The organism is Chlorogloeopsis fritschii PCC 6912, from assembly GCF_000317285.1.
GTDB lineage: Bacteria > Cyanobacteriota > Cyanobacteriia > Cyanobacteriales > Nostocaceae > Chlorogloeopsis > Chlorogloeopsis fritschii.
In genome coordinates this window covers 397,948-420,162 of record NZ_AJLN01000116.1, presented here as the reverse complement: position 1 = coordinate 420,162, position 22,215 = coordinate 397,948, and the positions used below count along the sequence as shown (strand labels likewise).

At 42.1% G+C, this 22,215-nt stretch carries 18 protein-coding genes and 1 pseudogene; 12 read left to right on the top strand and 7 right to left on the bottom strand.

Translation table 11 applies throughout. The annotated features are described in order from the left end of the window. The first annotated feature begins 189 nt into the window (after positions 1-189). On the top strand, positions 190-729 hold the full coding sequence (locus UYC_RS0125775) for a response regulator transcription factor (RefSeq protein WP_016874409.1): 540 nt from the start codon (positions 190-192) through the stop codon (positions 727-729). Next, positions 687-1,919, top strand: a complete 1,233-nt coding sequence (locus UYC_RS0125770; protein WP_016874410.1) for a sensor histidine kinase — start codon at positions 687-689, stop codon at positions 1,917-1,919. Before UYC_RS0125775 ends, UYC_RS0125770 begins: the two co-directional genes overlap by 43 nt. 218 nt (positions 1,920-2,137) lie before the next feature. Here UYC_RS0125770 and UYC_RS40420 read toward each other — a convergent pair. The 4 genes and pseudogenes from UYC_RS40420 to UYC_RS0125755 all read right to left on the bottom strand — a co-directional run. Further along, positions 2,138-2,212, bottom strand: a pseudogene (locus tag UYC_RS40420) (Mo-dependent nitrogenase C-terminal domain-containing protein); the annotation flags it as partial. A gap of 122 nt (positions 2,213-2,334) precedes the next feature. Next, entirely contained in the window at positions 2,335-3,111 is a 777-nt protein-coding gene (locus tag UYC_RS0125765) for a gamma carbonic anhydrase family protein (protein WP_235082936.1), read from the bottom strand. Positions 3,112-3,460: 349 nt separating this feature from the next. Beyond that, positions 3,461-4,612 carry a YARHG domain-containing protein gene (locus UYC_RS0125760; protein ID WP_016874412.1) on the bottom strand — a complete coding sequence of 384 codons (1,152 nt, stop codon included), beginning with the start codon at positions 4,610-4,612 and terminating at the stop codon, positions 3,461-3,463. Positions 4,613-4,961: 349 nt separating this feature from the next. Then, positions 4,962-6,671, bottom strand: a complete 1,710-nt coding sequence (locus UYC_RS0125755; protein WP_016874413.1) for a DUF1565 domain-containing protein — start codon at positions 6,669-6,671, stop codon at positions 4,962-4,964. 357 nt (positions 6,672-7,028) lie between these two features. On the opposite strand from UYC_RS0125755, the gene UYC_RS0125750 reads away from it, so the two are divergent. Together UYC_RS0125750 and thiS are read left to right on the top strand one after the other, a co-directional pair. Then, positions 7,029-8,147, top strand: a complete 1,119-nt coding sequence (locus UYC_RS0125750) for a thiamine phosphate synthase (protein ID WP_016874414.1) — start codon at positions 7,029-7,031, stop codon at positions 8,145-8,147. Continuing rightward, positions 8,140-8,352: a sulfur carrier protein ThiS gene (thiS, locus tag UYC_RS0125745; RefSeq protein ID WP_016874415.1), complete on the top strand. Its 213-nt coding sequence runs from the start codon at positions 8,140-8,142 to the stop codon at positions 8,350-8,352. Before UYC_RS0125750 ends, thiS begins: the two co-directional genes overlap by 8 nt. Here the strand turns inward: thiS and UYC_RS0125740 are convergent. Then, positions 8,349-9,581: a glycosyltransferase family 4 protein gene (locus UYC_RS0125740; RefSeq protein WP_016874416.1), complete on the bottom strand. Its 1,233-nt coding sequence runs from the start codon at positions 9,579-9,581 to the stop codon at positions 8,349-8,351. The genes thiS and UYC_RS0125740 overlap by 4 nt on opposite strands. A 1,061-nt stretch (positions 9,582-10,642) precedes the next feature. On the opposite strand from UYC_RS0125740, the gene UYC_RS0125735 reads away from it, so the two are divergent. The 3 genes from UYC_RS0125735 (at position 10,643) to UYC_RS0125725 (ending at position 13,272) form a co-directional block, all read left to right on the top strand. Further along, positions 10,643-11,635, top strand: coding sequence for a DUF1517 domain-containing protein (locus UYC_RS0125735; RefSeq protein WP_016874417.1), 993 nt, complete (start codon positions 10,643-10,645; stop codon positions 11,633-11,635). 298 nt (positions 11,636-11,933) lie between these two features. After that, positions 11,934-12,683 (top strand): hypothetical protein, encoded by a 750-nt coding sequence (locus UYC_RS0125730; protein WP_016874418.1) that lies wholly within the window; start codon positions 11,934-11,936, stop codon positions 12,681-12,683. 25 nt (positions 12,684-12,708) lie between these two features. After that, positions 12,709-13,272, top strand: coding sequence for a hypothetical protein (locus tag UYC_RS0125725; RefSeq protein WP_016874419.1), 564 nt, complete (start codon positions 12,709-12,711; stop codon positions 13,270-13,272). A gap of 369 nt (positions 13,273-13,641) precedes the next feature. Here UYC_RS0125725 and UYC_RS0125720 read toward each other — a convergent pair whose 3' ends face one another. Then, a complete protein-coding gene (locus UYC_RS0125720; protein ID WP_016874420.1) occupies positions 13,642-13,887 on the bottom strand; it encodes a DUF3134 family protein in 246 nt (81 codons plus the stop codon). A 195-nt stretch (positions 13,888-14,082) separates the two neighbouring features. Continuing rightward, positions 14,083-15,579: a HEAT repeat domain-containing protein gene (locus UYC_RS0125715; RefSeq protein ID WP_016874421.1), complete on the bottom strand. Its 1,497-nt coding sequence runs from the start codon at positions 15,577-15,579 to the stop codon at positions 14,083-14,085. 1,050 nt (positions 15,580-16,629) lie between these two features. Here UYC_RS0125715 and UYC_RS0125710 point away from each other — a divergent pair. The 5 genes from UYC_RS0125710 to UYC_RS0125690 all read left to right on the top strand — a co-directional run bounded on the left by UYC_RS0125710 (position 16,630) and on the right by UYC_RS0125690 (position 22,190). Then, positions 16,630-17,313, top strand: coding sequence for a phosphoribosyltransferase (locus tag UYC_RS0125710; protein WP_016874422.1), 684 nt, complete (start codon positions 16,630-16,632; stop codon positions 17,311-17,313). Positions 17,314-17,366: 53 nt separating this feature from the next. After that, positions 17,367-18,083: a dienelactone hydrolase family protein gene (locus UYC_RS0125705; protein WP_016874423.1), complete on the top strand. Its 717-nt coding sequence runs from the start codon at positions 17,367-17,369 to the stop codon at positions 18,081-18,083. Positions 18,084-18,266: 183 nt separating this feature from the next. Further along, positions 18,267-20,237: an ATP-dependent zinc metalloprotease FtsH gene (gene ftsH / locus UYC_RS0125700; RefSeq protein ID WP_016874424.1), complete on the top strand. Its 1,971-nt coding sequence runs from the start codon at positions 18,267-18,269 to the stop codon at positions 20,235-20,237. A 140-nt stretch (positions 20,238-20,377) separates the two neighbouring features. Continuing rightward, on the top strand, positions 20,378-21,088 hold the full coding sequence (locus tag UYC_RS0125695; RefSeq protein WP_016874425.1) for a dienelactone hydrolase family protein: 711 nt from the start codon (positions 20,378-20,380) through the stop codon (positions 21,086-21,088). 94 nt (positions 21,089-21,182) lie between these two features. After that, positions 21,183-22,190, top strand: coding sequence for a CapA family protein (locus UYC_RS0125690; protein WP_016874426.1), 1,008 nt, complete (start codon positions 21,183-21,185; stop codon positions 22,188-22,190). Positions 22,191-22,215 lie beyond the last annotated feature (25 nt).

Genomic DNA, 22,215 nt, shown 5'->3' with positions numbered 1-22,215 from the left:
CTAAGTAAGTAAAAGCGTCACGAAGCGAGAAAAAGCTCAAAAAATATAACAATCGCTTTATAACTTTAGAGTTTAGTGGAAGTAAAAATGCACTGCTGATTATATTGACTACAAGGCGGTTTGCAACCAAAGATTGGAAATTGCAATCAACCGTTTCGATAATGCTGTTTCTCAAGGAAGCTATTCATCATGAGAATCTTGCTAGCAGAGGACGATAAGCGTATTGCTGAATCACTTGCAGAAGCTCTTGTCGCCCAACATTACATTGTTGATATCGCTACTGATGGTGAAAAAGGTTGGGATTTTGTCAGGGCTTTTGCTTATGATTTATGTTTGCTGGATGTAATATTACCAGAACTAGACGGTATCAGCCTTTGTCAGCGGGTGCGTTCTCATGGTTATCAGATGCCAATTATGCTAGTGACTGCTCGTGATGCAACTAGTGATATAGTTACAGGGCTAGATGCCGGTGCAGACGACTATGTGCGTAAACCGTATAAGCTACAAGAATTATCGGCTCGCATCCGAGCTTTATTGCGCCGTGGAAACACCACTTTATCCCCTGTGATGAAGTGGGAAAGCTTGCAAATCGATCCTAATATTTGTCAAGCCACTTATGAGGATCAGCCGTTACATCTGACTCCCAAAGAGTATCGTCTGTTAGAGCTTCTCCTTCGTCGCAATGGTTGCGTTCTCAAAATTCCTCTCTACATCCAGCTAAAGATTTAAATGATCGCTTGCTGGCTTTAGCTGAGATTGCTGCTCCTTCTTTAAGGAGAATTAAAACTAAAGGATTGCAAGGTATAGAAGAAACCGGGTTACCTTGGCGTCAGTCTTTAAAGCAAGGGCAAGGTTTGGAATGGTTCGATGCTAACGGCAAACATCTAGTAAGTGAAGGAAACACCGCCCCTAACGCTCCCTTAGCGAGAGTCTTCTTTTCTTCACGTTTGAACAAAGATGCTCCAGTGATAGAACAACATGGACATATTCGTTCTGTGTCGATTGCTGTATATACTAAGGAAGCAGATCAGGAAAATGAGCGGCTAGAAGGCTACATTCGAGCGAACGAGCTTACCCATCAAGTGGCATTGGAAGCAAAGTCGCTGGAATTGGAACTAGAATTAGTTGAATTAGTGTTCATCATCTTAGCCGGTACCATTACCGTAAGCCTGTTTTGGTTTATGTTTAAGCCACTCAAGAAGAGTATCTTAGCCGGTACCATTACCGTAAGCCTGTTTTGGTTTATGTTTAAGCCACTCAAGAAGAGTTTCCGGCAGTTACAACATTTCAATGCCGATGTTGTGCACGAGCTACGCAATCCCTTGACGGCGATAAATATCGCCGCTGAAGTGATGCAAAGTCAATCACAACAGCTAAATCCCTTAATTGCAAAAAAGCTAACAGTTATTCTTAGTTGTACCGAGCAGCTAACACGTCTTGTAGATGATTTATCTATGCTATCAAAGCTAGATGAAGTGGACAAAGACTCTCGTGTTCATCATTCTCTGATTCCTTTAGATGAACTGCTACAGGATTTAGCAGAGCGCTTTGAACCTCAAGCCGAAAATAGAAACATTCATTTCGAGTCTCAATTACCCGCAGGCATCTTTGTGACGGGTGATACTCACCAACTCAGTCGCTTATTTTCAAATCTTCTAGAGAATGCCCTCAAATACACGCCAGCAGGAGGAAGAATTGCTCTGATGTTGAGAATTGAGAAACGATTTGCTGTTGTACATATTGAAGACACTGGTATTGACATCCCACAGGAGAATATACCACTGATCTTTGAGCGTTTTTGGCGCTCTGATAAAGCAAGATCTAAACAGAAAGATGGTTTAGGATTAGGATTGGCGATCGCAAAAACCATTGTCGACAGACATAATGGTCAAATTAAAGTTAGAAGTTCAGTTTCGTAAACAACATTGACTACTCCCTTTTTTAGATAATTGAAAAACTTAAGAAAATCTGAGAATAGATATCTTTCACTATTCTCAATAACCGTAGTCTAGACATTTCTCAATAACGTAAGGTGGGCACTGTCCACAATTTAAAAATGAAGGTTGAAGAAATTTAGGCAGTGCCCACCCTACAAAAATTGCAAGCAAGCAACTGGTGCAAGATGTGAACTTACTAATTATGAGCAATAATGTGTTATATCTTCTCCACATTCATCCGAAAGAAAACACAGACATCGGAAGCGAAAACTAACTAATTGCTGTAAAAGCTAAATTGTGTTTTCGATTATTTTGGAGCGTGACGATGGAGTTATTCTTTACATATAGGATGCCTAAAAGAATTCCCTCGTCACCTCCTCTCTTTTCCTTTCAAACCCTAAGGCAGCAGACAAGATTCCACCATTACATAGTCAGACTGAGTGGGTGTATAGTTCTGGAATGACCATTTTTCACTGTAGGGAATCTCTGTGATTGTCTTTTCTTGGTAGCCGTGAGCTAATTGCACGTTCACGTTTACTACAGCATGATTCAAATTTCTAAGTGGGTAATCAGCGGTAACCCAAGGTAAATTATCGGCGGCTTCTTGAGTTGTAATCACCGCTCCAGCAGGAATATACCTTCCATCAGGAACGTTTACTCCCATTACCAAAGCCTTAGGTTCTAGAACACAGTGACTGCCGATAATAGCTTTGAAAACTAGAGCTTGCATTCCAATAAAAGTATTAGCGCCAATTTTAGCAGGGCCATGTACCTGGCATTGATGGGCAAGCGAAACATGATCGCTGATATAAACACCATAGAATCTTCCTTCAACTTCAACGACAGATTCGCGTACTAGCTCACCATCTACATGAGTTTCTAAAGCATGAACGACAACACCATCTTGAACATTTACATTATCACCTACCCAGATGGGTTGTCCTTCATCTCCTCGTACAGAAGCTGCTGGGGCAACCATCACATCTTTGCCAAGATGAACGTTACCAATGACAGCTGCTAAGGGGTGTATATATGCTGTTGGGTGGATTTCTGGAATCGTTTCCATCAAGTTGAAAGTTGCAATGATGTTGCTATGGATATTTTGCATGAGATAACCTTCTTGATTCTTGTCAAAGTTAGTTAACACTATTCTCAATAACTGTAAGCTGGGCACTTTTAGCTTTTTTGCGTTTTTAACTGTGCCCACCCTACAGAAATACATAGGTTGTCATAAGTAGACTTCGTTTTTCTGTTTTATTGGTGAATGCATACAAGGCAAGATGAATAAAGGTAGCAGTGGAGTAACTAGACGTAGAATTTATCTAGTGACTGCTTTCTGCTGTGGAAGACTTTTAAAAATCTTCTCGATGTCTTTTGGTTATCTTATGAGTTAGAAGGTGACAAACCTGAAATAAAAAAGTGACAAAGTCGAGACATAAAAAAGCGATCGCTCGGAATCTTTGACAGAGAAACTCAAAGCGATCGCTCAAAAAGAAATTAAAGACGAAAGTAGCTCAAAGCAGCTATAGATTCATCATCAATCCATGAATACGTTGATACTCACGGATCATAATCGCGTTTTTTAGTTCGATTTTAGAAAGTACAGAGTCAGGAAACTTTTCCCCTGGGTAGCGAGGCTGATACCAACTTTGACTCTCAAAGTGCCGTTGCAATTTCGGCTCTTTAAACATACGCCCGTGACGCGCATAGATTTCGTTACGCATTATTGTTAGTTCCCAAGCGCTACGCCCTTTTAAGTCTGCTGAAGTTAGCAACCGCTGTTGAAATAAGGGTGTTGTTGTAGCATTTAAAGCCTGAGATTTAGGAGGCTGTGAAGTCGGTTTTTTCAGTTCACTTTTGTGATTGGGTGCTTGGGAAGATGCTTTTGATACAGTTGGTGAAGTTGAATTTTCAGGCGTCAAGGTTGGTTTAGGTGATACAACCTTTGGTATGCTGGTTTTATTTTTAACTTCTGCTTTTTTAGTTTGTGCAGGACTGAAGCTTGATTCTGGGAGCGCAACTTCTGGTGCACTGATGCTATTTTTAACTTCAGTTTTTTGAGTTTGTGTTTCGGCAAACTTAGGATGTTGCCGTACTGAATTTAGCGGTTTATCCTTGGCTGCAACCTCTTGATTCGATAATACAGCCCAGGAGCAAGCTCCTCCAGCAACAAATCCCCCCACGAACATTACAGAAGCCAATCCTACCTTAGAGCTTACATCCCCAACAGATGAAGCGCTTGGTTTTCGGATCGCAAATTTGGGTTTTTCCAAAGGAATTTGAGATTCTCTGGTGTATGAGTCAATTTCTTCCAGATTGTCTTCTTCTAGGAAGATATAAGAAATGGTATCGAGTAATTTCTGCTGATTTAAAGGTTTGTCATGGAGGTAGTGTCTAGTGGTATCTTTTTTGGGCGTTACTGATTCTGGAACTAGATCGGTTAATTCTAGTTCAAAAGCCAATATCTGTTGTGTTTGTTGTTCAGAATTATGGGCATTTTCTTGAGTTTCTTGAGCTTGAAGAGCAATAATCTCGCTATCTTCCTCCCCCAAATCTAGAGCAAGTAGACTGGAGATAATCAAAGGTTCTTCCTGCTGTGCATCAGGCTCATGAAACTCCTGAAAGTGATTTGTGTTGATAGTGCTGTTACAAGTGCTATTAAGAGTGTCATCCATATTGATGAATTGCGAGTACAGCTAGGCAGTTACCTGAAAGTGAAAATGAAGCACTAGGAAACTGGCTTGACAATGCTTAAAGCCATTACTTGTGAAAACTCAAAGCAATGTTTTGGGCAGAAGTAATTATGGCAAGATGCACAACTGTATCACATGAGTCGATTGTTTCCCGTCATTTTCGGAAAACGAATCGTATATATCTATTGAAGAAATTTTATACTACCCTATAAGAAAAGCGATCGCCCCCAATACCCCACATCAACAAGCGATCGCTTATGAAAAATTAGATCCTAAAAACTGTTAATGGTTAACAGTCAAGAATTAACAATAATGCATGAATAACTATTAACTAATTGCCTATTAACTCCATCGTTGCTTGTAAACCATTGTTATTAAGTATTTTCAGCATTTGCTCCGCATTTGGGCGACTGCTAAAAACTCCTACTTGCATAGCTGCTTTACCTTGCCAAGAAGTGGCAAAGGCACCAGGAGCAAGTAATTTAACTAATTCCCGATCTTGTTGTGTTTGCACTGCTGCCAGCACTCGGTAACGTTCTACCCCTTGAGGTTGCCCTACTTGCTCACGCAATGAACTTCTAGCTTGAGTTGGTTTAGCAATCCTCCCAGGTACTGGAACTTTTCGCATATTGGTAGTATTGCCAAGAGGAATTGGAGCAGGTGGAACCGACAAAAGTGCCGCTTCCCCTGGAGGTACAGGTTCTAGTACTGGCAATGACTGGGCAGGTGCGGGAGTGACTGGAGTGGAGAGGGGCTGGGCTTGAGGTGCGACAAACTCTATGACATTGTCAGTATTGTTAGCTATCTGCACAGAATTCATCTGCGATTTGTTAGATGTATCTGTTTGTTGCCATCCTCTGACTGTTTGTCTATTCGTCAAGCTACTCAGAATTGGAGATGCTGCAGTTTTTTTGGAAGTAGGTTGCTGTAAATTTCTGTTGTTGGCGCTTCTGAGCGCTCTGATCTCAGTTAACGCCCGTGGCTGTGACTTACTATTAGAAACACCCGTGGCAATTTCTGTTTGCTGGGGTTTAGATTCCAAGTTCCGGGCGATGGGCGCTGTTGTACCTTTTGTATCTACCTTACCAGCAATGCGATCGCTTGCTAGTGTGTTGCCGTAAGCAGCAACCGTCTGCTGAAGGGCGTTGGCATTAATGTCATAACGTTTGTTGTTACGAAACTCGTTGCCACCAGCATCTGAAAGGTTACCTAAATCTGGCTGTGCTTGAGCGATCGCTACTAACCCATCTTCTTTGCTACCCTGAATTACATTCTTCCGTATAACTGGACGAGAAGCGGCTTGCACAATAATTCCACTTCTGTTGTCTTGAATTTGATTGCCCACAATTATCGGTTGAGCTTTTTGGGCAATATTGATCCCAAAACCCGTTTCTTTAAAAACATTTTCTCGAACTTCTGCATCAGAGGAGCCGGTAATTGTAATGCCGTTGGCTCCGTTGCGGTAAAACAAATTATGACGAATAATTGGTGTGCCGCTACCAGTAACGGTAACTCCATCCTGAGTACTGCCAGTAAAAGTATTATCTGCTACTGTAAGATTACTCGATTCTATCCACAAACCATAACCGCGCGGGTTAGAGTTGGTAACGCTTACTCCAATTAACTGCGCTTCCTTGGCTCCCACAATAGCAACATTTTTACTACCAAAACTACGACTGAGATAGTCACCACCACCAGTGATAATAATATTGCGACCTTTGCTGCTAGCATCTCCTTGAATAGTCACACCAGGCTTTAGTATTAAAGGAAACACTTCTCCTGTTTGAGAACTGTAAGTTCCCTCTGCCAGCTTAATTGTGGTATTGGCTGTAGCTATTCTTAAAGCTTGAGTGATAGTTTTCAAAGGAGTGCTTTCACTACCGTTGCCTTGCTTGTCATCTCCGACACTTGGGTTGACAAAAAGCACGCTAACCTGAGAAATTGTACTCTCACTTAGGTGTATCTGCACTGGTGTTTTGGGTGTCTGAGCAACAGCATCATCCAAGCAACTGCTAAGGAAGGCTGCGATCGCTACTCCCATACCAGTAAGCAGAAATAAAAATGAAAAACGCGACACATGAGGAATTGCTACTAAAAGACAAAAATATCTTTTGCGCTTTTGAGTAACTCTGTGTGTGCATCCGATATCCTGCCAGCAAGACTTAGAAAAAAAATGGAGGTCAATCACTTTTGCTGCACTCCCTATAACAAACTAGCATTTTTTATACTCTTTCTTTTGCAAAAATGTCGATAATACTGCTTAGTTACCGTAATGGTAGCTATTTTTGATACAAAGTGTTTTAATGAAGTGCCAGGGACTAGAGTGAAAATATTCTACAATCCCTGCTCTTTAAATTCTTAGTAAAAAAATCGTAGAGATGCAAAAAATATTGAGAATATGAAACAGGCTGACTGTTACGATGAAAGCACTAATGGGGTTGTTGTAATGGTCGAGCCATACAGCCAAAGAGAGCAAATCCAACAAGTTGTTTACCGCATCTTAGACGCAAACTTAGATCGGGTGCGGGAAGGCTTGCGAATTATCGAAGAATGGTGTCGCTTTGGCTTGAATAGTTCCCAGCTGGCTGGGGAATGCAAGCGAATGCGGCAAGAGGTAGCAAGCTGGCATACAGCCGAATTGCGGGCGGCGCGTGATACACCAGGCGATGCTGGTACTGAATTAACCCATCCTCAGGAAGAGCAGCGAGCAAGCATAAAATCGTTGCTGCAAGCTAACTTCTGTCGAGTGGAAGAAGCCTTGCGAGTGCTAGAAGAGTACGGTAAGCTTTATCGCCCAAACATGGGTAAAGCTTTTAAGCAGATGCGATATCGGGTTTATACCCTAGAAAGTAATTTAATGGGTTATCAGCGGCATCAATTACTATTGCGATCGCGTCTTTATCTTGTCACCTCCCCAACAGAAAATTTACTGGAAACTGTCGAAGCTGCCCTTAAAGGAGGGTTAACGCTAGTACAGTATCGCGATAAAAATGCTGATGATGCTACCCGGATTGCACTAGCCGAGAAATTGCGGCAATTATGCCATAGTTATAATGCAATTTTCATCATCAATGACCGGGTGGATTTAGCTTTAGCGGTAGATGCTGATGGGGTACACTTGGGACAACAGGATATGCCCATTGCCATTGCCCGACAGTTACTAGGGCCTCATCGTTTGATAGGTCGTTCTACCACAAATTCGGATGAAATGCAACGGGCAATTGCTGAAGGTGCCGATTATATAGGCGTAGGGCCAGTTTATGAAACTCCTACAAAAATTGGCAAGCCAGCAGCTGGCTTGGAATATGTCAATTATGCTGCCAAACATTGTTCCATACCTTGGTTTGCCATTGGGGGTATAGATCCAAACAACATCAATGATGTAATTGATGCTGGGGCACAACGTGTAGCAGTGGTACGCAGTATCATGCAAGCCGAACAACCTACTTTGGTAACACAATATTTTCTATCGCAGCTAAACCGCATTCAACCATCTCCTGAAAAGTCCTATGTCTAATCAAATTACCCTTCAGGTAAATGGGGAAACTCGTAGCTGCCCATCTCAGACTCCTTTACCTGATTTACTTCAACATTTGGGGTTTAATCCCCGTCTGGTAGCAGTAGAGTATAACGGTGAAATTCTTCACCGCCAGTTTTGGCAAGATACCCAGGTGCAGCAAGGCGATCGCTTGGAAATAGTCACCATTGTTGGTGGCGGTTAAGTCAATAAACAAGAATAGCGAGACTCACGGATGTGAAGCCATCGGTGCAAACTTCTTTTGTTGGCAATTACTCTTCCCTTGCGCCCTAATTGCTCGCGCCATTGCCTGTCTTCACAAAGTTGCCTAAATGCTGCCAACATCTCGTTACCAGAATTAGGATTCACCAGTATGCCATTTTCTCCGTGGCGGATGCTATCTGTTGCACTGCCCAAGCAAGAGGCAATTACTGGCTTGCCAAAGTAACCCGCTTCCAAGTGGGCAATACTAAAACCTTCAATACTAGCAGTCTTGCGATCGCTTAAAGTTAGCATAGCAAAAAGGTCACAAGCTGCATAGTAGCCAGCTAACTTATTGTTAGATATATGTCCGCTAAAGTGTACCCACCGCTCTAAACGCAAACGCTGAACTTGAGAGCGAAGCTGTTGCTCAAAAGGCCCTTGTCCACAAATTATATAGTGGACATCTAGCCCCAAAGTCAACAGTGGTGGCAAATTATCAATCACTAAGTTGCAGCCTTGATACTTATGAAGTGTTCCTACCGAAAGTATTACCACGGCGGATTCTGGGATATTGTAGCTGTTTCGCACCCGCAGGCGTAAATCTTCAATACTTGCGGGATTTTCAATGTCAAATTTTTCTCTTCTTACTACCGGGTGAATGACATGGGTAGGAGTATTAAATTGAAAATTGGTGGTAACAAAATCACGAGTCAAAGAACTGTGACAAACAATGCCTGTAGCGCGTTGTAGGGTGAATGCAAATAGCGATCGCCCGATGGGATTGCGAAAATTACGCAGAATTTCATTACCGTTTAAATAGATAAAAAAGCGAATAGGTAAAAGATAACTCAAAACCAATAAAGAAATAAAATCACAGCCGTATGTCCACTCTATATAACGGTAGTGATAGCGAAAATAGAGTTTAATTGCTAATAGAAATGTGTATACCCAATTGAGCAACGGCGCTATGAAAATTCCCTTCAAACCACCATACCAAAATTTAGGAATTTGCCAGCGATATATGGGAAATTGTTGTGTTCGATCAAATGCTCTATCTCCTACACAACTAGCCGCGAGCACAATTACTTTTTCCCGTTCTTGAAGACAGCGATTGTATATATATTCCTCGAACCCACCCTCTGTTGGTAAAAAAGTACGAGACATGACTAAGATATCTGGAGATGCAGCCGTATCTCTAATTGTTGCTACCGTTTGTGAAATTTGTTTCATCGGGAACTGGATAATGGAAATTTTAAAATAGCAGAAAAACGCAAATTATTTTTTTAATTCAAGATTTTATAACCGTGTAATTTAGGAAAGAAAAAAGAAAATTATACTCTCCTTTAATCAGATATCGATATGATTTACTTACACCACGAATTAATGAAAATCTCTCTTCTAGTTACTAGCCTAAGCAACACTATTTTTAGAAAAACTACTATAGTAATTTTTATCTTGCATCTCTAATTTTATCGCTATATATATTTTGAGGATAAGCTACCTCAAAGCAATTTTCTCAATAAAACTAGATATTTATTTATGCTTATAGACACTTAGCAAAAACAACAAATAGAATTTTTTTAGGTCAATAAAATACAATTTAGTTTTAATTTTTCAGTCTTTTATAATTTATCTTCAAAACTTTCATATGCATCTGTTTATAGGCAGATATGTATAAAAATTCTATATTTATATAGATTTTTTTGCATTCATTTTAATTTCTTAATATTATTTAACAGCTATTTGTTAAGACTCAGTATTTAGTACTGCGATCGCAGCCTACGTAGCAATTAAAAAATAATTGTATAATGGCTAATTTTTAATTAAGTTAAGAATTTTTCTAAATATGAAAAATTATCGGGTATTCTTTTTGGTCATCAACACAATAGCTGAATAAAGCCAAAATGTCTTGCCAAAATGGCAACTTTATTGGGGATTAGGGATTGGTGAGTGGGTGTTGGGAGAAGAGGAAGAGATGGGGGAGATGGGGGAGAATTTACTCTTACCTATCTCAACTCCCTCAACTCCTTGTCTCCCCTGCCCCTTGTCCTCTTCAAACGTCCCCTTTTAGAACAAAAAAATTACAAGTACGGTTATCGCGATCGGAATACCCTCTAAAGATAGCTGTTGATGTCGGGTTGGAAACGGTACATTGAAGATGTAGCCTGTGATGATAGCTACTACTAATGGAAACTCGCTCCGGGCAATGGACTGGCGTCACTGACTAAACAAAAACATCCCACCCTAGTGAGAAAATCATAACCAAATACCGTTTCTCAAACAACTGTATTATGCGTAAAAAACTACAACAAACCATCAAACCGCTTTTAAAATCTCTGTTTGTTCTGGTCGCGGTGTTCGCACTGGTGCTAAGTCAAGCCGATGGAGCACTAGCAGCCCGTAGTGGAGGTAGGATTGGTGGTGGTTCATTCAGAGCGCCCAGTAGCCGCCCCTACTCGTCACCCCGAACTTACGCACCTCCTGGTGGAGGATACTATCCAGCGCCCTATCCTGTTTATCCAGGTGGTGGATGGGGATTCCCCTTTGTTGTGCCGATTTTTGGTTTCGGTGGTGGATTATTTAGCTTGCTAATTTTTCTGGCGATCGCTGGCTTTTTAGTCCAAGCTTTCCGTCGTGCAACTAGTGGAGGCTATGAAGGTGGCTACGACGAAGTCAGCTACAGCAGTAATCCTCCTGTTTCAATTGCACGTTTGCAAGTCGGCTTATTAGCTCAAGCTCGCGATTTGCAACCCGAACTCAACCGCATTGCTGAAACTGCTGATACCAACTCCCCAGAAGGTAGAGCCGAAGTATTGCAAGAAGCCAGCCTAGCTTTACTCCGCCATCCAGAATACTGGGTATATGCAGGTGGTGGCACGCAACAAGCACGTTTGAATGCAGCTGAAGGTGTATTTAACCGTTTGGCATTGGCAGAACGCAGCAAATTCACCGAAGAAACTTTATCTAACGTTAACAACCAGCTCAAAGCAGCTAATCCCAAAGGCGCTTTACCGTCTACTGGTGAACTAGACAATCCAACCCGTCTAATTACCGAGGGGCCAGGAGAATACATTATAGTGACTTTACTGGCGGCAACTCTGGGCAAATTTGAGATTCCTCAAGTTAACAGCGCTGATGACTTGCGTCAAGCCTTACGTCAAATCGGTAGTATCCCCAGCGAAAAACTTTTGGCGATTGAACTGCTATGGACTCCCCAAGCTGAAGGCGATGTGCTTACAACCGATGATATACTGGCGCAATATCCTGAGCTAAAACTTGTGTAGATTGAGGTGAGAATTCTATCAACTACACTCTGTAAGATCCCCGACTTCTGTTGAGAAGTCGGGGATCTGTGTTTTGAGTTTATTTATGTTGACTGACTTACCAAAAGACGGCCGCAGATTATGACGGGTAACACACCAGACGCAGAGATTTATCTGTTGCGAGATTATAGAGAATTAGTAATAAATGCATAATTTAATGTGAGTACTTGCTTAAATGTTTATTTTTATATTTTTAACGTGACAAACATAAAAAAAAAAAATAAAACTTGTATATTAAACTACTTGGAAAATTACCAAGATGAAATACAAAATTTTTTCTGCATTAGCTGCTTTAGCTACTCTAGGGTGGTCTATTATGCCTGCTGTTTCTGCACCTCTTAACCCTCATGCTTATGGAGTTCAGAGGTTTTCAGGGATTAACCTTGGCGGTAATATCCGTATGGTTGCTGGTCAAAGTCATTTAGAAAATACTTGTAATACTTCAACTCAAAATGCATCCATCAATAAGGTGATGTGGGTCGCTTTTGATCTAAACCCATCTACAGCAGAATGGATTGAAGCAGGATCTAAAAGAGGTTTACAACTACAAGATTTAACTGTAAGTAGTTCTGATCCTAACCCGGCTGAGATCTGCTGGCGTGGACATTACATTGGTAGAGCAATATTTGAATGGGATCAAGGCATGATCGTTTATCGTGCAACTCCTTATAGCACTATTGATCCAGTGGGTAACGCAACTTACCAGATTAAACAATCAGGGATCGACTACCAATGGAAGGTCTATGTTAACGGCTACCAAGCCCTAACGATTGACAATACTGGGTATAACGACGCGATAGCCATTGAGGTAGGTATAGAGTCAAAAGATAATACAAACTTATTCACTTCGGGAACTTATGCCGATTTATGGCAGTATTTAAAGCCTAGTAATGTGTCATGGGCAAATGTAGTTTCTGCCGCTATTAGTGACCAAGACAGATACATCTATAGAGCTATAAACTCAACATACGACGCAACTAACAATAGAGTGACCATCACCCATAACTAACTGACAAAACCAAAGGATTAAACACATGAAATTTGTAACAAAAGCTTTAGTGTTAGTTGCCCTAGTTATTTCCGGGGTAGGGGTATTCACACTTGTAAATTCTCAAGCCCATTCTCAACCTTCTTCACAGGAAGAATTACCCACAGATCCTAATGATGTTAGACCACCAAAACCAGCTAGATATCAAGATAACAAAAGTATCCCACCGGGACAGTTAATCAGTCAGGAAAGGGCGATAGGGAAGCTTACTAGTGGGGCGAAACTTGTAGAAGCTAAATTAATGCTTTGGGGAGAAGCAGAAAAAGCACATTTTCGCAACGAGAAAAACAACAACATTGATGTAAATCGTCAGGTGTGGGTTGTGCGGAAAGTTTATGCCAAAGGTATAGGCTTTGATAGTGCCAGATGCAAAGCTAACGCCCAAGTTAATAGTATTGTGGATGCAGAAACGGGGGATAACTTGGGGGTTGAAATCCGATGCCCTAAAGGTAATTTTGAGGCTGATTTCAATCCCCTAACACCTCAAGAACAAGAAATGATAAAACAGCAAAGATTGGAATTACAGAGGCTTAGGCAGAATCAACGGTAAAATTAACTTAGACTAGTTGCCGGTGCAAAATAGTCTAAAACCCGTGCTGAGTAGGGTAGCTTCTCTGAAACTTGCACCACTCTCAATAAAGGTGGGCACTGCCTAACTTTCCTCAAACCCTTATTTTACGTTATGGACAGTGCCCACCCTACAAAATCAAAAAGAGCCAAAATACTCTAATTCTCGTTACCAGCTTGAACCTGGTAACGAGGGTTTGGAGGCTTCGCCTCCAGGCTGGTTCTCCTAGTTAGACAACTGCCAACACTTTTTCATTGTTACTAGAAGAATTTATTTCAAATTCATTTAATTACTTATCATTAAAAACTCTCCGCATCAGTTTCAATGATAAGTTTCCAAGCGAACTCGATATCATTCTTCTAAATCCAGTTCTTCAGTTTCCTGTTCCTCATAATCATAAGTAGTATTACTCATGATTGAGCTTAATTCTTCTTCTTCCTCATCATCATAATCGTAGTATTCTTCCGTACCACGTGATATTAATCGGCCTCTATTTCTCAACCATTCGAGAAATGATTCTTCATGCTTGAGAGGAATAACAGCAGCTCTCTGATTACGGGGTTCTTCGTGGAGAACTGGCTCGGATGGCTTCACCATATTCCCTCACCTCCACTAAGCTATATACTTATATGCTATCTTTGCATATCAATTATTAGGGACTGTCAATTGTAGTATTTGTTTCTGTTACTTTGGTAGTACATCAATAGACTGAGTTTCATCAAAAGATAATCATTTTATTCAATTACGATTTTTATTAACTAAAAATATTTTTAATAGTCATTGTATCAATATTTATTTCGATTTCTTTGACTTGTGGAGTGCATAGTTATAGTAACCACAGCGCTGTTGAATTGAGGCGATCGCTTCTACTACTGAGCTAAATTTAATATCAGGTGTAGTAATTAGTATCTCCCACAGATGAGTCAGTGCTTGAGGAGCGCCGATTTTTCCTAAAGCCTCTGCTGCACTTTCACGCACAGCAAAGTCTTCGTGTTGACAAGCTTCAACTAATATATCTAATGACAACGGATTGGTTACTTGTGCTATGGCATAAAGAGAATCATAGTAAATATAGCTACCTTGTGCACCGTTGCAAGCTTGAACTAAAGCATCCACCGCTAAAGGAGTGCCAATATTTGCTAATGAAAAGGCAGCCGCTTCGCTGATGCCTCCATAATTCAAAGCATGAATCAGAGCAGGTACAGCCACAACATCGCCGATATATCCTAATGCATGGGCAGTGCGGATGCGAACACCATAATCTTCATCTTCTAAAGCTTGAATCAACACATCCAATGCTTTTGGATCTCGAATTTTTCCTAAAGCACCAGCTGCTCCTCCACGCACTTCCGGCATTTCATCTTTTAAAGCCTGAATCAGTGCATCCACCGCCTTGAGGTTGCCAATTTTTCCTAACGACTCAGTAGCGTTTTCCCGAACCTCAAAATTCTCATCTTGCAACGCCCCAATCAGATTATCAATCACAGAGTCATCACCAATTTGCCCTAAAGCGATCGCTGCATAACTGCGAACATTAAAATCTTGATCCTGTAAAGCTTCGATCAGGGCATTGATTGACGAGGGATGGTAAATTTGTCCTAATGACTCAACAGCACAAACACGAACATCAGAGTCATCTGAGTTCAAAACCTGAATCAGCGCATCTACTGCCAATGGATCGCCAATATTTCCTAAAGCACAAACCGCACAAGCACGTACAATCGAATCTTCATCCCCTACAGCTTGAATTAGAGCATCTAAAGCTTGTGGTGCGTTAATTTGCCCTAATTGAATCGCAGCAGATCGCCGCACACCAGAGTTTTGATCCAACAATCCCTCAATAAGAGCATCTACAGTTACGCTATCGCTCGTCGGTTCTAAGACAGAAGTTTCTGCGGTGCTATGCTCACAGTTTTCTTTGTTTTGGGGATAGTCATCTTCATGAAATGCGATCGCCCTTTTATAACCTGTTATCCTCAACAGATAATTCCAACAAGTTTCAGACACTTTTAGGGAAGCAACCAAACCCACTGCTTGTTCTTGAAACTCTGGTTTAACTACTCCTGCTAGCTTTGCCCCCAAAATCAAATCTACTTCTAAAGCCAACCGAACAATTCGTACCACCTGCACCTCATCGTCTAGTTGCTGCAACATCTGTATTATGGATTCTGTCTGTTGCAGGTGATTCAAATAATCTCGTTTAAATTTTTTATCACTGAGATTGAGCACAACAGATGGGGAACTATACAGCAACTCTACAGGCGGCAACTTATATTTGCTTTTATCCATGCCAATTTATTAACAGAAATGATTAATTCTAGGCCAAGATAGGATAACTAGGGATACTTGAAGAGCAGAGCAAGGAGACAAGCAGGGGAGCACCAGGAGCAGAGGGGCACCAGGAGAACAACCAGCTGCTAACCACTGTACGGGCGGGTTTTAACCGCAATCTCTCTGATGATTACGAATATATCTAAATAAACCCACACGGCAGTCGCTACAACGGAGCGGAGCCGGAGACGCTCCGGCTCCGGGGAACCTCCAAGGGCGCGCTGCCTCCCCTACTAACCAATGACTAATGACAAATGACTAATGATTAATCCCCAATTAAGCTGTTGTTTTTATATCATTTTTTATATTAATGGTGGCATTTGTTGGCTTTTAATGCAATGATCTAAATTAAGAGTAGAGTTGTTGTCACCTAGATTCATAAATTCAAAAATATCCCAATTCCTAATTTTTAACTCCTAAATGTTAAGCGGTTTAAAGTAGAGCGATCGCACTTATGGCTCACTTGCTCTTTTCGTCTAGGGAGGTGAGTATAATAACCCCTAAAGCAAATAAGCAAAAATTACAAAAGCAAAGACATAAAAAAACAACAATTATCCAATCTTTGCCAAAAAATTGTTACTCAGCAAATACCTCCACGCCTATTTGCAACTCAGCAAGAGCATGAATGCAAAAGTGACTGAGAGGAAGCATCTGAAGTCAAACCCTTGAAAAACTCATTCCCATTAGCAATAAATATTTAATAGTGAGGAGGGATTATGCAACTGCCACAGCAAATCACCTTTCACAATATGTCTCTATCAGAAGCAATATAAGCAAAAATTCGCCATTCTGCCGAATAACTACAGCATTAATCTTCCTAGAAGGTTATAGCTTTATTAAAACACCTGATGGAGACGAAGTTTAGTTTCACAAAAATAGTCTTTTCAATGGTGATACCCAACAGTTGCAAGTAAGAGAAAAAGTTAGTTTTGCCTACTTTAAAGTTAAAAAAGCTACAAACTATGACTGTGAAATTGTTTGGCAAGCAGCAGCTAGGAGGTGAGAATAATGACTATAAAATTTCACGATCGCGCTGAAGCAGGAAAGCTTTTAGCGAGAAGACTTGCAGCTTATGCCAACCGCCCAGAGGTGCTAGTTGTAGCTTTGCCTCGCGGGGGCGTACCAGTAGCTTTTGAAGTAGCACAGGCACTCCATGCCCCCTTAGATATATGTATTGTGAGAAAACTTGGTGTACCCCATCACAAAGAACTAGCAATGGGTGCGATCGCTGCCGGTGGTATTCGGGTACTTAATTACGATGTGATTAGTTGGTTGGGTCTCTCCAGTAAAACCATAGATGAAGTCGCAGCCAAAGAATTGCGAGAATTGCAACGTCGCGATCACGTCTATCGAGGAGAACGCCCGCCATTAGATGTGCGCAATCACACTGTAATTTTGGTCGATGACGGTATTGCTACGGCTTCGACTATACGTGCTGCTATTGCCATCCTGCGGCAGCAGCAACCTCAACGCATGATTGTAGCCGTTCCAGTCGCACCCCTCGCTACCTGTCAAGAGTTGCGAGCCGAAGTAGAAGAGGTCGTGTGTCTATCAACACCAGAGCCATTGTATGCGATCGGTCTTTGGTATGAAAACTTCTCGCAAACAACTGATGAAGAAGTACGGGAACTGTTAGCAAGACAATTTGCAGCGAGCGATCGACTCTCAAGTTTAATGGAACTGAGTTTTTAGCAATTCAAAAGCCCTCACAACATCTAGACGCTCCGATCAGGAGGGGAATACCAATGGATACAAAATCAATATGGGACGCACAAGAGCAAATAGTGACAGTCAAGATTGACTCAACTTGCTTAGAAGCAGAACTAGTTGTCCCTGAAACTGCTGAGGGAATTGTCATGTTTGCTCATAGTGGCGGTAGCGGCAGATACAGCACCCGCAACCGCTATCTCTCCCATATCTTGCGTCAGGTAGGGCTAGCAACTATTGCCATCAATTTGCTGACAAAAGAAGAGGAAGCGATCGATCTGCGAACCAAGCATTACCAATGCGATACTAAACACCTAGCTGCACGCTTAATTAAAGCAACGAACTGGCTAGCTGAGAATCCGAACACCAACAAACTTAAGGTTGGTTTCTTAGGTTATGGAACTGGTAGTGGTGCGGCATTGCTAGCAGCAGCAGAACATCCAATGGCAGTTGGGGCGATTGTCTCATATGGCGGTCAAACTGACTTAGTTTGTGAAGTTCTTTCCAGCTTGCAAACTCCAACACTGTTGATTGTAGGAAGTAATGACTTGCCAGTCATAGCAATGAATGAAGATGCCTTGGCATTAATTACTGCTCCAAATAAACAACTGGAGATAATTCCAGGGGCAACTCACAACTTTAACGAGCCAGGAGCACTTCAAGAAGTAGGAAGGTTAGCAAGTCAGTGGTTTAAACATCACCTCACCACAGATTGGCAGCAAGACTTACACGTTCATGCGATGTCACTCGTTTAGTTAGTAGTTAGTAGGGGCGGGTTTTGTTGAGTATCTTTTGGTTAAAACTGAGAATTTGTCTTCTAAACCCGCCCGTACAAAAGTTAGTAGGTAGTAGGTAGTAGTTGATAACTGATGGTAGTTAGTTTTTAATCACTAACCACTATCCACTAACCGATTTCCATTTACAAGGAGCAATCAAATATGCCAGCGGATAATAATGGCGATCGCCACATCAAAACACCACAACCCCGACATATGGGCAGTAGTGTACTGCTGTGGCTGTCATTACTGATATTTTTAAATATGCTTCTGTGGGCGCAACCTGCCCGCAACCACGTACCTTACAGCGAATTTATCTCTCAGGTGGAAGCTGGTAAAGTTGCTCGCGCAGTTATTGATGCTAACCGAATTGAGTATGAACTGAAACCAGAACCAACTACAAAACAATCCGACACGCAATCTAAACAGGTGTTTGTTACCACACCAGTGCCACTGGATTTAGCGTCACAAAAGATGCTTCAGGAGCATAATGTTGAGTTTGCCGCCCTGCCTCCTAGCCGCACAGGCTGGATTTCAAGCGTATTTAGCTGGGTTTTGCCACCGTTAATTTTCTTTGCGATTTGGGGATGGTTAATGAGCCGCAGCCAAATCGGAGGACAGGCAGCGCTGACAGTTGGCAAGAGCAAAGCTCGGATTTACTCGGAAGGCAATACGGGTGTGAAATTTGATGATGTTGCTGGTGTCGATGAAGCAAAAACAGAACTGCAAGAAATTGTTGATTTTCTCAAAAATGCAGATAAATATACCCGCTTAGGTGCAAAAATCCCCAAAGGAGTATTATTGATCGGGCCTCCGGGAACTGGTAAAACCCTACTAGCAAAAGCCATTGCAGGCGAGGCAGTTGTTCCTTTCTTTAGTATTTCTGGTTCTGAGTTTATCGAACTGTTTGTAGGTATTGGTGCTGCACGGGTGCGAGATTTGTTTGAACAGGCAAAGCAGCAAGCACCTTGTATAGTTTTTATCGATGAACTTGATGCTTTAGGTAAATCCCGCGCTAACGTTGGGCCGCACTTGAGTGGTAATGATGAGCGGGAGCAAACTCTCAACCAACTACTTTCCGAGATGGATGGTTTCGATTCCAACACAGGCGTGATTATCCTGGCTGCTACCAACCGTCCAGAAGTTTTAGATTCAGCCCTGCGTCGCCCTGGTAGATTCGACCGTCAGGTTGTGGTAGATCGCCCAGATAAAATAGGTCGGGAAGCGATTCTCAAAATTCACGCCAAAAACGTGAAGTTAGCAAATGATGTGGATTTATCGAAGTTAGCGGCTCGAACTCCAGGGTTTGCTGGTGCAGATTTGGCTAATCTCGTCAATGAAGCAGCTTTACTAGCAGCTCGCCGCAACCATCAGACTGTGGCAATGGCTGATTTTCAAGAAGCCATTGAGCGAGTTTTAACAGGGTTGGAGAAAAAATCCCGCATTCTCAATGACAGTGAGAAAAAAACCGTTGCCTATCATGAAGTTGGACACGCACTGATTGGAACGCTGGTGCCTGGAACTGGCAGCGTGGAAAAAATTTCGGTTGTGCCTCGTGGTGTAGGTGCTTTGGGTTATACGCTGCAACTACCAGAGGAAGACCGATTTTTGATGACAGAAGACGAAATTCGCGGGCGAATTGTCACGCTATTGGGCGGACGTGCAGCAGAGGAGTTGATTCTCAATAAAGTTTCCACGGGTGCTAGTGATGATATTCAAAAAGCAACCGATTTAGCAGAGCGGTTTGTCACGCTTTATGGTATGAGTAATACTCTTGGCCCTATTGCTTTCGAGCAGATTAAACAAGAGTTTTTAGAAGGGTTTACCAATCCTCGGCGCACAGTTAGCCAGAAAGTTGCCGAGCAAATTGACCAAGAAGTCAAGGAAATTGTTGATCGGGCACACTATATAGCCCTAAAAATTTTAGACAAGAATCGGGCATTGTTGGAAGAAACAGCCCAAATCCTATTACAAAAAGAAGTTTTGGAGGGAGAAGAATTGCGATCGCGACTCCAGTGTGTCCAATCTCCACCAGAAATGGATGAATGGCTGCGTACAGGCAAAATCCCCAAACCACTCGCCCATACTAACAACTTGGAATGGTGTTCAAACGACCGGACTGGAAAAAATTAGCAAGTATATCTTACAGGAGAAGTGTATTTGCTAGCTATGGCACTTAGTTTGACGAATTGATTGGATTTTGTTCTGTGTTAGTTATCAATTAATTTTTTAAATTTTTAATTTTTTATTGCTTAAAGGGAGACCGAACTTATATGAATAAGACATCAGAACGGAAAGCTCAACAGAACCTAGTTTTAATTACAACAGGTTCGGTCAAGCTAGAGGGCAATCTAGTCATACCTGAGAATGCCCAAGGAATTGTATTATTTGCTCATGGTAGTGGTAGCAGTCGCCACAGTCCTCGCAATCAATATGTTGCAGATGTACTGCAATCTCACGGGTTAGCAACTTTGTTAATTGATTTACTAACATCTCAAGAAGAAGCAGTGGATTTGCGGACAAGACACCTGCGCTTCGATATTGGTCTTTTGGCATCGCGGTTAGTTGACACAACAGATTGGCTTGTCCAAAACCCAGACACAACTCATCTCAGGGTTGGTTACTTTGGAGCCAGTACTGGAGCAGCGGCTGCATTGCTAGCAGCCACAGAATGTCCGCAAGCTGTAGGAGCAATAGTCTCTCGTGGCGGACGCCCGGATTTGGCTGGTTCGGCATTAGGTCGTGTTAAAGCACCAACACTCCTGATTGTTGGCGGGTACGATACTCCAGTGATTCGCATGAATCAGGATGCACTGGCATTACTACGTGTTGACAAAGAACTGGAGATTGTTCCTGGTGCAACTCACCTATTTGAAGAACCAGGAAAATTAGAGGAAGTAGCGCGATTGGCGACTGGGTGGTTTAAGCGGTATCTCTCAAGTGATAAGGCAGAGGGCAGAGGGCAGGAGGCAGTAGACGCGTAGCGGCTTCCGTAGGTAGGAAAGAGGATTTAACTTGTTTAGCCATTAGCGATTAGCCATTAGCTACTAAATTTTTCTAGGATTGCTATGGATTTCTATGAAAGAGTTAGTCACCCTAGCATTTATTGGTGATGTTATGCTCGGTCGAGGAGTCAACGAAGAAATTCCTTGGCGATCGCCTGATGATTTCTGGGGTAATGTCCTGCCGATTTTACAGAAAGCAGATGCTGCGATTGCTAATCTGGAATGCGCTATTACTGAGCACCCTCAACAATGGAGCAAAACGCCAAAAGCCTTCTACTTTCGTGCCGATCCCGCCGCAGTAGATGTGCTTCATGCTGGCAATATTCGTTTTGTCAGTCTTGCCAACAATCACACGCTGGATTTTGAAGAACAAGGGTTACTCGATACGTTGCACTATTTAGATGCTGCCGAAATTCATCATGCTGGGGCAGGTAGAAATATCAAAGAGGCAACAACTCCAGCCGTCATTAATGTTGGCGGATTAAAAGTAGGTATTATTGCAATTACAGATAACGAGCCTGAATTTGCAGCAACAAGCGATCGCCCTGGCACTAACTATCTGCCAATCCGCTCTGACTCTAAAACCTTAGCACTGATTGAATCTTGGATAGTGCAGTTACGGCGCTCAGGCGCTGGACTGGTAATCCTTTCTGCTCATTGGGGGCCAAATATGGTCACTTCCCCACCACCCCACTTCCGCCGCTTTGCCCACGCAGTTATAGATTGCGGCGTAGATATTTTTCACGGTCATTCTGCCCATTTATTCCAGGGTATAGAACACTATAAGCATGGTTTAATTCTTTATGACACAGGCGATTTTCTGGATGATTATGCAGTAGATCCGCTCCTACGTAATGACTGGTCTTTTGTATTTCTTGTGGAAGTGGATAGTAAAGGTCTGCGTAGGTTGCGTTTAATACCAGTTCGTCTGCGCTATGCACGAGTTGACCTTGCTAAAGGAGAGGAATTTGAAGCTATCTGCAAACGTATGCAATTTTTATGTGCAGCATTTAATACTGTATGTGTTTTAAAATCACCTGAAGGACTGGAAGTTAACAGAAGGCTGAAGTATGAAGTATGAAGTATGAAAAAGGTAGAAGCAATAA

Bases quoted from the DNA above. Each gene is read 5' to 3' on its own strand.
- UYC_RS0125775 (WP_016874409.1), top strand. From the start codon at position 190: ATGAGAATCTTGCTAGCAGAGGACGATAAGCGTATTGCTGAATCACTT.
- UYC_RS0125740 (WP_016874416.1), bottom strand. From the start codon at position 9,581: ATGAAACAAATTTCACAAACGGTAGCAACAATTAGAGATACGGCTGCA.
- thiS (WP_016874415.1), top strand. From the start codon at position 8,140: ATGTCTAATCAAATTACCCTTCAGGTAAATGGGGAAACTCGTAGCTGC.
- UYC_RS0125735 (WP_016874417.1), top strand. From the start codon at position 10,643: ATGCGTAAAAAACTACAACAAACCATCAAACCGCTTTTAAAATCTCTG.
- UYC_RS0125705 (WP_016874423.1), top strand. From the start codon at position 17,367: ATGGATACAAAATCAATATGGGACGCACAAGAGCAAATAGTGACAGTC.
- UYC_RS0125690 (WP_016874426.1), top strand. From the start codon at position 21,183: ATGAAAGAGTTAGTCACCCTAGCATTTATTGGTGATGTTATGCTCGGT.
- ftsH (WP_016874424.1), top strand. From the start codon at position 18,267: ATGCCAGCGGATAATAATGGCGATCGCCACATCAAAACACCACAACCC.
- UYC_RS0125750 (WP_016874414.1), top strand. From the start codon at position 7,029: ATGAAACAGGCTGACTGTTACGATGAAAGCACTAATGGGGTTGTTGTA.
- UYC_RS0125760 (WP_016874412.1), bottom strand. From the start codon at position 4,612: ATGGATGACACTCTTAATAGCACTTGTAACAGCACTATCAACACAAAT.
- UYC_RS0125720 (WP_016874420.1), bottom strand. From the start codon at position 13,887: ATGGTGAAGCCATCCGAGCCAGTTCTCCACGAAGAACCCCGTAATCAG.
- UYC_RS0125725 (WP_016874419.1), top strand. From the start codon at position 12,709: ATGAAATTTGTAACAAAAGCTTTAGTGTTAGTTGCCCTAGTTATTTCC.
- UYC_RS0125695 (WP_016874425.1), top strand. From the start codon at position 20,378: ATGAATAAGACATCAGAACGGAAAGCTCAACAGAACCTAGTTTTAATT.
- UYC_RS0125715 (WP_016874421.1), bottom strand. From the start codon at position 15,579: ATGGATAAAAGCAAATATAAGTTGCCGCCTGTAGAGTTGCTGTATAGT.
- UYC_RS0125710 (WP_016874422.1), top strand. From the start codon at position 16,630: ATGACTATAAAATTTCACGATCGCGCTGAAGCAGGAAAGCTTTTAGCG.
- UYC_RS0125730 (WP_016874418.1), top strand. From the start codon at position 11,934: ATGAAATACAAAATTTTTTCTGCATTAGCTGCTTTAGCTACTCTAGGG.
- UYC_RS0125755 (WP_016874413.1), bottom strand. From the start codon at position 6,671: ATGGGAGTAGCGATCGCAGCCTTCCTTAGCAGTTGCTTGGATGATGCT.